Source organism: Labilibaculum sp. K2S (genome assembly GCF_030372765.1).
Classification (GTDB): domain Bacteria; phylum Bacteroidota; class Bacteroidia; order Bacteroidales; family Marinifilaceae; genus Labilibaculum.
On the sequence record NZ_JAUCMW010000004.1, the window covers coordinates 113,973 to 128,701 of the forward strand.

General features: G+C 34.9%; 11 protein-coding genes. 4 read left to right on the plus strand and 7 right to left on the minus strand.

What is annotated here, in order from left to right; all coding sequences use genetic code 11:
• Positions 1-16 precede the first annotated feature (16 nt).
• On the plus strand, positions 17-946 hold the full coding sequence (locus QUH73_RS07710; protein ID WP_289529858.1) for a YeiH family protein: 930 nt from the start codon (positions 17-19) through the stop codon (positions 944-946).
• A 314-nt stretch (positions 947-1,260) separates the two neighbouring features.
• Positions 1,261-1,767 (plus strand): hypothetical protein, encoded by a 507-nt coding sequence (locus QUH73_RS07715; RefSeq protein WP_289529859.1) that lies wholly within the window; start codon positions 1,261-1,263, stop codon positions 1,765-1,767.
• A 90-nt stretch (positions 1,768-1,857) separates the two neighbouring features.
• On the opposite strand, the gene QUH73_RS07720 is transcribed toward QUH73_RS07715, so the two are convergent.
• Entirely contained in the window at positions 1,858-3,027 is a 1,170-nt protein-coding gene (locus tag QUH73_RS07720) for a hypothetical protein (RefSeq protein ID WP_289529860.1), read from the minus strand.
• Between the two features lie 229 nt (positions 3,028-3,256).
• On the opposite strand from QUH73_RS07720, the gene QUH73_RS07725 reads away from it, so the two are divergent.
• A complete protein-coding gene (locus QUH73_RS07725) occupies positions 3,257-4,243 on the plus strand; it encodes a Gfo/Idh/MocA family protein (protein ID WP_289529861.1) in 987 nt (328 codons plus the stop codon).
• A gap of 44 nt (positions 4,244-4,287) precedes the next feature.
• Here QUH73_RS07725 and QUH73_RS07730 read toward each other — a convergent pair whose 3' ends face one another.
• The 6 genes from QUH73_RS07730 to QUH73_RS07755 form a co-directional block, all read right to left on the minus strand.
• Entirely contained in the window at positions 4,288-4,845 is a 558-nt protein-coding gene (locus QUH73_RS07730; protein ID WP_336622386.1) for a DUF1349 domain-containing protein, read from the minus strand.
• 152 nt (positions 4,846-4,997) lie between these two features.
• Positions 4,998-7,712, minus strand: coding sequence for a PAS domain-containing hybrid sensor histidine kinase/response regulator (locus QUH73_RS07735; RefSeq protein ID WP_289529862.1), 2,715 nt, complete (start codon positions 7,710-7,712; stop codon positions 4,998-5,000).
• Positions 7,713-8,288: 576 nt separating this feature from the next.
• Entirely contained in the window at positions 8,289-9,557 is a 1,269-nt protein-coding gene (locus QUH73_RS07740; protein ID WP_289529863.1) for a retropepsin-like aspartic protease, read from the minus strand.
• 168 nt (positions 9,558-9,725) lie between these two features.
• Positions 9,726-9,914, minus strand: a complete 189-nt coding sequence (locus tag QUH73_RS07745) for a hypothetical protein (RefSeq protein WP_289529864.1) — start codon at positions 9,912-9,914, stop codon at positions 9,726-9,728.
• 425 nt (positions 9,915-10,339) lie between these two features.
• The gene (locus tag QUH73_RS07750; RefSeq protein WP_289529865.1) at positions 10,340-11,512 is read right to left on the minus strand and encodes an AI-2E family transporter; all 1,173 of its coding nucleotides are present in this window, start codon (positions 11,510-11,512) and stop codon (positions 10,340-10,342) included.
• Between the two features lie 189 nt (positions 11,513-11,701).
• Entirely contained in the window at positions 11,702-12,322 is a 621-nt protein-coding gene (locus QUH73_RS07755; RefSeq protein WP_336622387.1) for a YihY/virulence factor BrkB family protein, read from the minus strand.
• Between the two features lie 730 nt (positions 12,323-13,052).
• On the opposite strand from QUH73_RS07755, the gene QUH73_RS07760 reads away from it, so the two are divergent.
• Positions 13,053-14,558 carry a hypothetical protein gene (locus tag QUH73_RS07760; protein WP_289529866.1) on the plus strand — a complete coding sequence of 502 codons (1,506 nt, stop codon included), beginning with the start codon at positions 13,053-13,055 and terminating at the stop codon, positions 14,556-14,558.
• Positions 14,559-14,729 lie beyond the last annotated feature (171 nt).

Genomic DNA, 14,729 nt, shown 5'->3' on the forward strand with positions numbered 1-14,729 from the left:
CAAAGAACAAAGACAAATGTATCAATTCTCTAAAAAAACCAGCTACTTATTCTTCATCGGCATTGCACTTTGCTTTATGCCCGGCTTTTCACCGGCTATTGCTCTGGTCACCGGACTCTTCTTTTCTATGTTTGGAATTAAAACCACCCGGTTTACCAAATACACATCTTCTGTTTTGCAGGCATCCATCGTTCTAATGGGTTTTGGCATGAATCTGACCCTGGTAATAGAAGCATCTAAATCAGGTTTTGGTTTTACGGCAATGTCGGTAATATCAACCATCAGTATTGGTTTATTACTCGGTAAACTTTTTAAGGTGGAGAAAGCCACAAGTATATTAATTGCTGCAGGAACTGCTATTTGCGGTGGTAGTGCCATTGCCGCTGTTGCACCGGTTATTAATGCAAAAAACAAGCAGGTTTTGTTTGCAATGGCTGTTGTTTTTGTACTAAACTCTGTCGCATTGATCTTATTTCCAATCATCGGACATTATTTTGAAATGAGTCAGGAAACATTTGGTTTTTGGTCGGCAATCGCGATTCACGATACCAGTTCTGTAGTGGGTGCTTCGTCTGCATATGGTGAAAAAGCTTTGGAAATTGCGACTACGGTTAAACTAACCCGAGCCCTTTGGATCATTCCTGTTTCAATTGTATTTGCAATTTTCAACAAAAACACGGAATCCGGTAAAATAAAAATACCTTGGTTCATTGGCGTATTTGTATTGGCAATTATTACAGCTCACTTAATTCCACAATGGCATGATGGTTTTGCAATCTTAAATTGGTTGGGCAAGAAAGGAATGATCATCGCCCTACTATTTATCGGTTCAAGTATTTCTGTTTCTGAAATCAGGGAAACCGGCAGCAATGCTTTTATCATGGGAATTCTACTTTGGATTTTTATTGGAACAACATCGCTGTATTTATTACTAACTCATGTTTAGTTATTCAGCTCAATAAATCAATTTCTGAAGAAGTATTAATCTCTAATTTTTCCAAAGAGACAAGTACAGGTAATGAATATAAAATCATTGGAATCATCCGATTAAAGATTTTTAGCGCTGTCCTTAAATTTATCATGTCCCGTTAACAGTTGTTGACGAGACTTTTTATTTATTAATATCAGTTTATGTGAAATAAACCACCACGTACAATATTGTCTTCTGACATTTTGAAGCTATCATAAAATTTTGTAGTTTAGATAGAACTATTCAAATTGGATATAAATCCGATGATTTTGATGATAAAAATAAGTGCTATGGAAACAGACATCACGCATACAAATGAGCGGTTTAGTGAACTAAGCAAATCAAGCGATTTTTTAAATCTGATTCTAAATAACATTAGTTCTTGCATTATGCTCTTAGACAAGGATCTTAAATTACGGGCTTATAACGATCCATTGCTAAGCATATTTTCCAATAAAAAGAATGAAAATTTACTATATCGGAAATGTGGTGAAGTAATAGGTTGTGCGTATCAAATAGAAGAACAAGAACTATGTGGTAATACGAGCATGTGCAGAACCTGTGAATTACGAATCTCGGCACTTAACTCTTACGCAAGTAATGAGGCTGTTTTCAACGAAAAAATTACGAAACCATTTTTTACCTTCGAAGGCGTAAAGATTGACAAACATTTGCAGTTTTCAACACGCCTGTTTCCCTATCAAAAAGAAAAATACATCATTATGATTCTGGAAGACATAACAGAATTAGTTAGTATCAAAGAAAAAATGAATCATCTCGCAGACAATCATTCATAAAAAGAACTACTGCTACCAAATAAACACAGACTAATTTCAATTGAAAAAAGGAACATCACAATGGTGTTCCTTTTTCGTATTTTGAATTATCTAGATCAATTCAATTCCCAATAAACCACAGGCCAATTGTAGTTTCTCAAGCTGGTTCCCTTGTAAAATCAGGTGATGATTTCCCAGAGGATTTTCCTTTAATTTAGCAATTGCAGACAGAGGTAATTTTACCTCAATTTGCGTGCGGCAGGCTGTTGCATATTTCGGACGATCCAAAACTTCGCCTGTGGTGATAAAAGCCTTGTTTAATTCGCTGTTGAAACGAAAAACAGTAATGTTATTGTAACGGTACATTCCCTGAATCGCAGTTCCCAAACCTGTTTCAAAATGAGTCGTTACCTCATAATCCGATAGTAAATTGGTTCCAATTGTGCAATGAGCGAATAAAGCAGTTTCTTCTGATATTTTGGCAACGTTTGCCATCCACGGAATTGAACCGGAAATTTCTTTGGCAAACATCATCCCCACAATACTTGCCAAGTCACCTTCGCAGCCCGCAGGTATTTGCTGATCGTTAAAAAGAGACAATGCCAGACAGGCAGTTACCGATTTCTGACGAACCAAAGGAAAACACTCAACAGTTAAGGCATCCAATTTCTCATTCTCAACGCAATCTTTCAGGATATTGTAAATTTTCGAAGCATTCAGTTTCTCCTGATGATCCGTATATTCAAATTTGCTTAAAAAATCATTGTTAATTTCAGCATCCTCGAAACTGCAAAGGCTTTTCCAATCAATTTGTTTCAAATTGATTCCCAACTTACTCATCAAGACATTCTTCTCAACACTTGAAGCAATCAGCCAATCGGAAACATTGCCAATTAAACCCAGCTGCTTTCCCTTTAAAGCTTCAATAGCCGAAGCTACTTCTATGTACTTTGACATATACACCTTCATTTCCTCCGAATTCGAAAGCAATACAGAACTTATCCCTTCGCGATTCATCCACGCCTTAATTTCCAGAGCGGCTGCATTCGAATTGTCCAATTCATTCGACAGAATAATATAAAATCTATTTTTTTCTGCCAATAATTTAGCGGCATGTTCGCTCCCGCCACTCAAAATAAATAAGATATCCGCATCATCTTCAACAAATTGGATATTTGCTTCAAGATCGGAAAGCACGTCCAAAAATCTTTTCTTGCCCAGTTCAATGTATTTGGCCTCAGCCTCCTTAAAGGCCAGAATTTTTACTCGTAATTGAATCATTAGAATCGTTTAAAGTTTTGATTTGTTTCAACGGACTTGAATGGCATTCAAAAATACAAAATATATGATATTCTCAAAGATTACGCATTCTAAAATGTCTCCGCCATACAAATTTCAGGAACTCAAAATTCAAAATAAAAACAAGGAAGAGCTTCTGTTTCAAAAGACAAAAAATCCCTATCTTGCATAGCTAATTCGCATTGAAAATACACATATCAAACCAGACAAAATGAAGAATTCAGATACAAAAATAATACGTTGGGGAATATTAGGTTGTGGTAATGTAACCGAAGTTAAAAGCGGCCCGGCTTATCAAAAAACGGACGGATTCGAAATTAGTGCTGTTATGCGCCGCGATGCAGACAAAGCGCAGGATTATGCAAAAAGACATCATATTACTAAGTTCTATGCCAATGCTGACGAATTAATTAATGACAATGAAATTGATGCCATATATATTGCAACACCTCCTGATTCGCACAAATATTACGCTCTAAAAGTTGCTAAAGCAGGAAAAACCTGCTGCATAGAAAAACCACTGGCTCCAAATTATCAGGACTGTCTGGAAATCTGTGAAGCATTTAAAATAAAAAGTCTCCCCTTATTTGCAGCATACTACCGCCGTTCCCTGCCTCGTTTTCAACAGGTAAAAACATGGCTTGAAAATGATTCAATTGGAGAAGTAAGACATATCCGATGGCATTTGAGTAAACCGGCAAACGAAATGGATCTGTCTGGCAAATACAATTGGCGAACCGATTCGAAAATAGCGCCAGGTGGCTACTTCGACGATTTAGCGAGTCATGGACTTGACTTAATCATCTATCTATTTGGCAATATAAAATCAGTATCCGGCTTTAGTACTAATCAGCAGGGCCTGTACGATGCAAAAGATGCTGTAACGGCTTGTTGGCTGCACGAAAATGGCATTACCGGAACAGGAAGTTGGAATTTTGGCTGCAGTCAAAGAGAAGATCGAGTGGAAATATTTGGCAGCAAAGGCAAAATTGAATTTTCTATTTTCGACGATGCCCCACTCTTGCTGACAAACGAAAATGGCACAGAGGAACTATTCATCGAAAATCCGGAAAACATTCAGATTTATCATGTTGAAAATATGAGAGAAGATCTTTTAGGCAACAGCAAACACCCATCTACCGGAGAAACTGCAGCCCATACCAGTTGGGTTATGGATAAAATACTTGGTAATTTGTAAGCCATCAGTAAGCTCTCATAACACTATGTGCTGCAACGAGGATACTATTTATATGTCCTCATATTTTCCAATACATTTTTAGAATAATTAATATCTGAAAATACTGCAGAAAACTTTTCACCTTTTGAACAATGAACAGCAAATCCAAGCATTAGACTACTATCATTACATTCTAATCTAAAATGTCTCACTAATTCCCAATTTACATTATCAGTTGAACAATGAAATGAAAATTCTTCACCTTTCTTTGCTATTGAAAAATAAACAAAATCATCAGTAATTTTTATTGAATTACAATCATCTGAAAATCCCCGTGTAACAACTGTTGTTTCTTTTTTTATCGAATTTCCAAAACAGAGTTTCGCCCATAAATTATTATCCTGATAAATTACTAAAGATGCAACATCATATACTTCTCTTAATTCAGCAGTAATTTTCGCACTTATTATAAAATTACCATCGGGATGGAACAACACCATTGGTGCATTTTGCATATAATAATTACCGCTTGGGCTATTAAAAAGGTTTGTCTTTTCATTTGAGGTGATTTTTAATAGAATTGAGGTTCTTATCTGGGGCACTTTAACTCTAACAGCCCCCACTGCCCCACGATTTTAGCCTGCTTACTGCATCACCTCAATCACGCTTGAGAAATACATCCAAGCCTTTTTATTACTTACCACCCGATAAAATTGTGTGGCAGTGGAGTCAATTTTTGAGAACGACTATTACTCTTGAAGACTTCTACATGTATTCATTTCGCAAAATACGATTGAACTAATGATAATAATATATTTGGATTGATGGGTTTTGAAATGTAATTGTTACAACCTGCGCCTATGGCTTTTTCCTTATCTCCTTCAAGGACAAAAGCCGTTTGGGCAATAATAATTACTTCTTTATTAAACTCCCTTATTTCCCGGGTAGCTTCATAGCCGTTCATGCCAGGCATTTGAATATCCATTAACACCAAATCAATGTCAGGATTATTGTGGCAGGTTTCAACGGCATGTGTTCCCGTGTTTACTTTCAGTATTTCCCTGCTAAATTTCTCCAGCTCTATCGAAATTAACATTTCAGAGGTCTTATCGTCTTCGGCAATTAATACTTTTAATCCCAAATTTTCAGGAATTACGGTCTTTTCTTCGGTATCAGGATGAACAGCAGCAAGGATTTTGACTTTTTTATCGATATCAATATTACTGGGAAGTGTAAAAAAGAAAGTTGAGCCCTTGGATTCTTCGCTATCTACCCAAATTTTACCACCCAACATTTCTACGTAAGCCTTTGAAATGGCTAATCCTAATCCTACTCCTTGTCGTGCCATTTTATCGGCAATATCAGCTTGAATAAAACGTTCAAAAATGACTTCAATCTTTTCTTTTGGAATTCCTATCCCTGTATCTTTTACATAGAATTCCATTTTTTCTCCTTTTACTGCATATCCAAACTCTATCGTTCCCTTGTCGGTATATTTTATGGCATTTTTAACCAGATTTGAAAGTATCCCATAGAACTTTTCACCATCGGTGATTATAATAGATTCATATTCATCCAATTCACACCTAAAGGAGAGTTTGAGTTTTTTATGATAGGCATCGAGTTTTAAAGAATCGTAAACAAATTGCAACTGATTGTTTATATTTGTTTCGGAAAGGTGAATGTCAATTATTCCCGATTCTATTTTGGAAATGTTAATAATGTCGTTTATAATGTTGAGCATGCGCTCACCGCTTTCTTCGATAATTCGAATGTACTTTTTTTGTTGCTCACCAGATAATTTCGGTTCATTAAGCAGGCCGGCAAAGCCCAAAATACCGTTCATAGGAGTACGGATTTCATGACTCATATTGGCCAGGAAGGCTGATTTTAACCGGTCGCTTTCTTCGGCTTTTTCTTTGGCTTTTAGTAAATCAGACTCTGCTTTTTTGCGGTCAGTAATATCTAACCCAACCCCTACTATACCAGCCTGTTTATCAGACATTGATATGGGATTAACTATGCTCAAATAGTGTACTCCGTTAACATTTGATTCAAAAATAGCAGATTCACCCGAAAGCGCTTTGTTTATTGCTTCTATTGTTTGGGGAAAATCTTTGTATAAATCAAAAACAGATTGCCCGACTATCTGATTGGGCAATAAGCATAAACCTTTAAGACCTGCCCCAATGGAAAGATTGAAAATGCCGCTTTTGTCTATCAAATAAAATACAATAGGCAGATTTTCAACAGCAGTACTAATTAAAGCTTCGTTTTTTATTAATTCCTGTTCTGCTTTTTTGCGCTGGGTAATATCCCTGCCAATTCCTAATACGCCTATAAATGTTCCATCACTCTCGTATATAGGGGTTTTTATTGTTTCTATTATTTCCTTGTGTCCATCGGCAAAAGTCAATTCTTCCTCATTTATGCTTGGTTTATCTGCAACAGCGGCTTCGTTATCCTTTTGCCTGAAAAAGTCGGCAAATTCTTTGTTCACGAAGTTATAATCAGTTTTTCCTACAATTTCTTTTTCAGCAGCTCCATATAATTGCTCAAACCGTTGATTGCATTGCAAATAAACTCCTTGTGGGTCTTTTAACCAAACAAGATCGGGGAGCGTGTCAATTAGTACCCGTAAACGATTTTTACTTATTCTGAGTTCTTCTTCAACCTGTTTAAAGTCATTAATATCCTTTCTTATGCCAACTATACGTTTAATTTTACCTTGGTTGTCTTTATCAATAATATGGCCTTTAACCTGATGCCATCGGTAACTTCCATTCGCATGCAGCATTCGGGCTTCATAATCATAGCTATCTTCTTTGTAAGCAAGCACATTGTTTATTTTAGCCCGAACATATTCCCTGTCATCGGGATGTATTCTGGTAAACCAAACCGTTCGGTCCGATGGCTCGGCTACCGGCTCATACCCAAGCATGGTATAATATATGGGCGAGGCAAACCAGATATCACTCTCCACATTCCAATCCCAAATTCCAATTTTTGTAGCTTCCAGAGTTACACGCAAGCGTTCCTCTCCAATATACAATGCTTCTTCAACCAATTTACGATCCGTAAAATCAATAAGCATTCCGCTAATTGCAGGTTTCCCTTTATAGGGCATTAAATTTCCAAGAACTCTTATCCATACTATACTTCCGTCTTTTTTTACTCCACGAAACTCATATTCAATCGATTTTGATTCTTTGGAAATTCGTTTTCTAATATTCTCTTTTACAATATTTTTATCACTTTCGAAAGCGAGAGATACAGGGCTCATTTTATCCACAATTTCCTCGTATGAGTATCCGAATATTTCACAGAATTTTTTATTAACGTATCTAAAAGAATCATCCTGAATAATATATACTCCGGTAAGTGAATGTTCTACTATATCCCGATATTTTGCTTCTGAATCCAAATAGGGCTGATTTCTTTTCTTTTTGAAAAGAAAGTGTAGGTTTCGCAATGAATTGAAATTAACCATATTTCGATTTTTTTAGTTATTTTCTATGCCTCTGAAGATCAACACATAATAAAAATAGCGAAAATAGGGGAGTTTTAATTTCTTTTTTAAAAAATGTGAAATTTCTTTAAGATATCCATGCAAATATTAATTAGTTATCCCATGATTCGCATAGTATATCGTCTAATTGTAAAAATCTATCAATAGAGCAAGTACAGGTAAGTGTTTGTTTTTATGTTTCCAGTCCAATTAGCGGCATCATATTGTTGTTTGGCCAAATCCATTTTTGATTCTTAATGTCGAATTATTGCAGTCTCTCAGCACTGGCTATAATATCAGTTTGTCTAAAAACTTATCAAACTACTTAATTCAATTTTAAATATAGCTGTTTTAAGAATACATAAAAATTAAAAACCCTTTGAATTGAGACTCTTATTTGGGACACTTTTAACTCTAACAGTCCTCACTGGTAAATTGTATGAGTAGGCAGATTTTGTGACACTTACCTATCAAAATGCATTGAAATTTTAGCGGACTGTAAATCATGATATTTAGCACTTTCCTGCTATTACTTATACAAAATGTTGACAGCAGTACTTATTCAAATCTGATAAACATCTTGTCAAAATTAATAATCATTGTGTCAAATTTTTGAATCAAGTCCTGTCCAATATTTCCATAAACAGTTTCACTTTCTTTTATTTTTTCTTTTAATAAGCTTATATTCTGAAGTTTTACTTGCTCTCCTCCAATATTTAAGATGTAATCAATATTGTACCCGTCAAATTCCTTTCTTCCGCCTGCACCTCCAAAACTGATTGTTTCAGATTGGTAATTTTTATCTATTTCCTCTTGATTCTCTTCATAAAATCTTTGATATAACATGGTTTGGTCAGCACCTGTATCAAAGGTAAAATGTTTGTCGTTGATATAGATTAATGGCGTTAATCCATTCATTGCCATATTAGAACATTCTGAAGATGTTGACTCTACAAGGGGAACGATAAAGTCGCCCTTTGGGGTTATCCTGATTTCCTTTAGTGCTTCAATCACAGGAAAACCTAATATACCATATATCTGATAATTAATTTGGGGAAAAGAAAGTGCATCATCCGGTAAAACCAGAAAAATTACATTGAAAAGGTCAATATTTCCCATGCTTAACTTATTACATACGGCTAGCTTTGCCAAAACTTTATCTCCTGTGATTGTCCCAACTTCTATATCAACAGGAATTATTTTCATATTTAGCTGTTTTGCAACAGATAGAGAAGTGGTTGATAAATTAGCTCCTGTGTCAAAAATAAAATTTACTGAATCATTACCAGCAAACATTTTTAACGTGTTTAAGCCTGCAATATCTTTCTCCATTTTAATGTTTGTCATTTTTTTAACATCAACTTTTTGCGCGGGAGTGTTTTCTAATGCAGTCCATATTTTAAGACTATTTTCATAGTCGTCTGTTTGCTCATTGTCTATATACTTTTTATAATCACTTAATATGGTTAGAATCGTATTTTTTGCTTCCTTATAATTATATAGTTTCAAGGCATTGTCGTACTTTGTTTCGTACAATTTAAATTGAAGTGAATCTAGAATAGAATTCTCATTTTTTATTAAATCCTCAATAGTCTGTTCTGATGCTCCAAGTTTGTTAAAAGCGTTGTCCAAAACTGCTATAATGAATTTTTGATAAGGCTTTGACAAAGCATTTTTGTTTAATTCAAACTGCTCTTTAGCTTTAAAAAAATTATTTTGCTCAGTTAATTCATAAATCTCATTAAATACTGTTTCATTATTTCTAACACAAGCATTTAAGCTCAATAAAATCCATAAAAAGATTGAAATTTCTTTTAATTGTTTCATTTTCATATACCATTAAGTTTCTCTATCATTCGTATTATCACCAACGTCAGTCTGTCTAAAAACCAATCAAACTGCTCAATTAAGTCATAAATATAGCGGTTTAAAGCATACATAAAAACTGAAAATCTTTTTATTTGGAAATAGAATTGTTATTCTGATATTGACCTCTTATTTGAACTTTAGCTTTATATTTGAGAGATACTTTCCTTCTTTAATTTTGTTTTGATCCCCCTGAATAAAATATTCTTCTGACGTTTTAGCTTTTCTGTTAACATCCAGAACCTCTAAATATTCTGTTTGACCAAATAGTTGTAATGTGGTAAGACAAAGAATAAATCTCAATAATATTGATTTCATTCGTTTTGTATTTTAAGAATATTATTTAATTACGATATGTATCGTGATGAACGATATTGTTAGGGATCGGATTCTTTTTATTCCCCTCAATCTATTCTTGCCATGTAATCAGCTTTCCCTTTGCTCCTGTACGATTTTATCCTGTGGTTTTAACTTATTAAATGCTACGCAATACAATCACCAAGGAGCGGGGAATCGTAGAACAATGTTACTGTGAGCAAATAGATCTATTGCAGTTGCTTTCAATCAGTGTCTAATGAGAGCCGTATGAATTGAGAGGTTTATTGCCTGTCCCGGTTTTTTTCGGGATACGGTTCTGTGAGAAGTTAGGGGTGAAATTCCCCTAACTTACTCGATTACCGCCTGATGTTCTACCATCGAGCCTTGTAAACCATTATCAATATTGGGTTTTTGTGTCAATGTCGTTATACTTCCTTATTTGTCGGCTTGTGTGTTGCGTTTTTTACTTTTTTTGAAGGGATGTGAAATTTTGCCAACCAATCTTTTATCTTATCAACCCATTTATTCACAAATTTATTGCTGCCATCATTTTCTTGATAATTTTTATTTCCAATTAAAAGAGCAATTGGTTTAAGTTCTTCATATTCCTCACAAACAACCTTTAACATTGCAGCAAACGGTAAAAACAAAATCATTCCGGCTATGCCCCATAGAACAGCGCCAACAATCAAGCTTAAAATGGCTGTTAAGGCATTAATATTTATACTCCCCCCCACAATACGAGGAGTTATAAAATTATCGGAAACCAATTGTACAGCCCAAAACAAAATGGCAACTGCTACTGCCATCCAAATTGAATCGAAAGAAACAAAAGCATAGATTACAGGAATTACAGCTCCCATTGTAGTCCCAATGTATGGTATTATGGCCAGTGCAGCACCTAAAAATCCGAAAAGGAAAGGATTGTCGATGCCAATAATCAACAACCCAATGCTGTTGGCTAATCCTATTATAACCGTAAGAATTACCATACCAAACAGGTATTTTTGTCCAACCTGCTGAACCGATTTAAACATTTTTAATACCTTTTCGCGTTTGCTCTCGGGCGAAAAAGCCAAAAATGCCTTTGTTAATCCTTTTCTGTATATGAGGAATAGAAAAGTAAATACAATTGTTGCCAGCAGTCCGGCTATAAAAGTTGCTGAATTGCTAACTGTTTTACTAACCAAAAACCCTCTTGAATCAGTAAGCCAACCTTTCATGCGATTAAAAAGTTCACCCTTTTCCAGGTTTTCCATAAAACTCACATGCTTATTGATAAATAATGTAACATCGGCAAAAGCACGGATAACTTTATCTTGAAAATGCGTGAATTCTTGTGCTACATTAATAACCTGAGTTGAAAAAAAGTAAGTGACACCTCCAATTATTAAAATCACAGTGAAAATGGTGAGAAAAGCAGAAAGTGTTTTAGCAATTTTCCATTTCTCAAATCTTTTTGTCAGCGGAAGCAGAATGAATGAAAGAAGCAAAGCAATACTTAAAGGAATGAGAATTGATTTCGCAAAAACCAGTATTGCAAACAGCAAAAATGCGGTAGCTATGGCGTAAAACAGCTTTTGAAACGATAGATTCATTTTATCTTGTTATTAGATTAATCTTCTATCCAAAGGTCAGGTGTTTTCAGTATGAGACTCTTACACAATTTTGAGAATGTGTTGCATTATTCCCACTTTATAACAAACAGTATCAAGTCCTGATTCTTCGGTCTTAATACTTGTTTCTTGCTTCTTTTGTCTTTCTACTAAATAGTTACAAGAGCACAACTAATTGGAGTTAACCCGAATATCTGCTTTTGCGATTTCTGTTGGTACAACCCTGCCCGAAATAAAATCGGTGTAGGCGCGGGTAAATTCGGCACCGAAGAAAACAATCATTGAAGAATATGAAACCCAAAGCATTATTAAAATAATCGAACCTGCAGCGCCATATCCATCGCCAGGGTTTAATTTTCCAAAATATAATCCCAAACCGAATTTTCCTATATCAAACAGAAATGCAGTAAGAATAGAACCAATCCAAACATGATTCCACTTTATTTTAGCATCGGGTAAAACTTTGAACATCAATGCAAACAAAACGGTAAGAATTACAAAAGATAAAATAATATTAACCACATGAAGCGTCACAAAAAATGTTTCGGAAAAATTACCCGATAACCAATTGCCAAAAGCGGATAGTAAAGCGGAAATAACAAGTGAAACAATAAGTAAAAAGGCAATTGTAACGATTAGTCCGAATGAAAATAAACGAATCTCAAAACGCCAAATTCCATATTTCGATTCATTAATCTTAACTTCCCATATGGTATTTAATGATTTTTGAAACTGTGCAAAAACGGTTGTGGCGCCCACAATCATGATAATAATTCCGATAATTGTTGCCAAGATTGAATTTTTGCTTCGCTGGCCTGCAAAATAATATTCTGAATCTGCTCGGCAGTATCAATGCCCATTGTAGATGTGAACTGGGCTGTTATATGGTTATTTACAGCGTCGTTTCCAAAAAAATATCCTGCAGATATTACAATAACCACCAGAAACCCAGGCAAGGCAAAAGTCGAGTAATAGGCAATTATTGCACTTTCCCGAAACGGTTCTTTTATCCACCATACTTTAAGCGCATTTTTTAGAATTGAATAGATGTTTTTAAAAGGTATTTTATCCTTGTACTTTACGTGATTTTATGATGAATCATTTGTAAAAAAAGTTAGTCAATTTTAACCATACATGTGTTACACAGCTTTTTAAATAAATTATAATATTCACACATTTTGCAGAGATAGAAGAACGGAAAGGTAAAAGGTAAAGTAGAGTCTAATTCGAAGAATCTGAAGCAGAAAAAATAGTCCTGAAAGGAATTAATACCGATTGGAGATCTGTATTATCCCAAAATGATTTTAGACGAAAACAGAAATCAAAATGGTATAATTTGAATAGTCGTGGGTGAAATCTACTTGAAAGGGTTAAATTTGAATTCGTACATGTGTGAATGATGTAAATTTTCCCTGAAATTCTGTAACACTTTGGAAAACAAATTAAGGCACCTTGAACAGGAATGAAACGGAAAATATATTTGAGGATTTTATTCGGGATAATTGCTTTTATTCTGCTGGTAATGATTTTAACAAAAGTGGTTATTGAACCGTGGATTGGGGAGAAAATTCTGACTTCACTGAATAATAAACCCGGCGATTACCTGCTTAAAATTGAAAAGGTTCATGTTTTAATATTTCAATCAGGAATTGAACTTGAAAATATTACGCTGATCCCGAAACAGGAATATGAAGGGCAAACCAATTTAACAGGAGAAATTGAAACTGTTACATTCAAAGGTATCCATCTGATAAAAGCATTTTTCAGAAACGAAATCGACATCAGGGGAGCTGTTATTTTCAACAGTCGGTTAACAGGGAATATCGAATTTCCAAAGAAAGCCAAACTACTAAAAGTTTCACCAGTAAACATCAGGATAGAAAACCTGTTGTTTGATAAGTTGTTTTTTGATGTAAAAAACACAACAACGGCACAAGCATATTCAGTAAAAGATGGCGTTTTAAAATTGCATGAAATAAACATAGAGAAACAGGATACCTTATCGCCTGATATCTTTGGTCAATTGGATTTTGAAGCGATGGAACTAAAAACTGTAACACCAGACAGCCTGTACACGATTTCTGCCGTGGGAATAAACTATTCAGCAACTTCAAATATCCTGAAAGCAATCAGGTTTGTCGTTCAACCTAATTATACCGAATATGAATTCTCTTCCCGAAACCAATTTCAAAAAGATCGCATTGAGGCTGATATCGGTGGAATAATCTTTCATAATTTTTCTATTGCCGACTATATCAAATCGGGGAGTTTAATAAGTTCATATATCGAAATCGGGGAAATGGAACTGAATGTTTTTCGCGATAAACGGAAAAAGTTCAGGCATGTTGAAAGACCTACATTTCAGAATATGATTTATAATTATCCTGGTGCGATGAACATCGACTCAATTGGTATTTTAAACGGAAACATTGTTTATAGCGAACATGCTGAAAAGGCCATCGAAAAGGGAAATGTCAGTTTTAATAAAATCAGCGCCCGTATATACAAAATCACCAACGACACGATTTATGAAAAAGAAAAAGCCTATTTGATATTGAACGTGAATGCTTTGTTGATGGGCAAAAGTAAAATTAGCGTTTTATTGAAAGCAAGAATTTTCGATAGTCAGAACACTTTTTCGGTGAATGGAACACTTTCGGAAATGGAAGCCTCAAAACTAAACCCATTTTTGGAGAAAAATGCTTTCATAACTGTCACTACGGGTAAAATAAATGCCATAAATTTTAGTTTTTCGGCAAACAACACAAAAGCAATCGGCAATTTTAAAATACTTTACGAGGGATTGAATTTTGCTGTTGTGGACAAACAAACAGGTGATACTACTGCCATTAAAGAGCAGCTAAAATCGATAATTGCCAATATAGTAGTGATAAATTCGAACCCGATGCCAGGTAAAGAAATAATGCCAGGAGTTATAGAATATGACAGAGACCCGGAAAGATTTCTTTTTAATTATTGTTTCAAAGCCATCTTGTCGGGAATTAAATCGAGCATTGGTCTAAGTTAAAAGAAAAAAGGAAATCGCAACAAATTATGCTGAACATCATTGATTAGCTCAATGATTTCGGCACTAGTAATTATTTATTCCCCTCAAACTATTCTTGCCGGAGAACCGGCTTTCCCTTTGCTACTACAGGATTTTATTCCGTGTTTTTTTTATTAAATGCTACGCGATACA

Coding starts and splice junctions, on each gene's coding strand:
- QUH73_RS07710 (WP_289529858.1), top strand. CDS start 17: ATGTATCAATTCTCTAAAAAAACCAGCTACTTATTCTTCATCGGCATT.
- QUH73_RS07715 (WP_289529859.1), top strand. CDS start 1,261: ATGGAAACAGACATCACGCATACAAATGAGCGGTTTAGTGAACTAAGC.
- QUH73_RS07720 (WP_289529860.1), bottom strand. CDS start 3,027: ATGATTCAATTACGAGTAAAAATTCTGGCCTTTAAGGAGGCTGAGGCC.
- QUH73_RS07725 (WP_289529861.1), top strand. CDS start 3,257: ATGAAGAATTCAGATACAAAAATAATACGTTGGGGAATATTAGGTTGT.
- QUH73_RS07735 (WP_289529862.1), bottom strand. CDS start 7,712: ATGGTTAATTTCAATTCATTGCGAAACCTACACTTTCTTTTCAAAAAG.
- QUH73_RS07740 (WP_289529863.1), bottom strand. CDS start 9,557: ATGAAACAATTAAAAGAAATTTCAATCTTTTTATGGATTTTATTGAGC.
- QUH73_RS07745 (WP_289529864.1), bottom strand. CDS start 9,914: ATGAAATCAATATTATTGAGATTTATTCTTTGTCTTACCACATTACAA.
- QUH73_RS07750 (WP_289529865.1), bottom strand. CDS start 11,512: ATGAATCTATCGTTTCAAAAGCTGTTTTACGCCATAGCTACCGCATTT.
- QUH73_RS07760 (WP_289529866.1), top strand. CDS start 13,053: ATGATTTTAACAAAAGTGGTTATTGAACCGTGGATTGGGGAGAAAATT.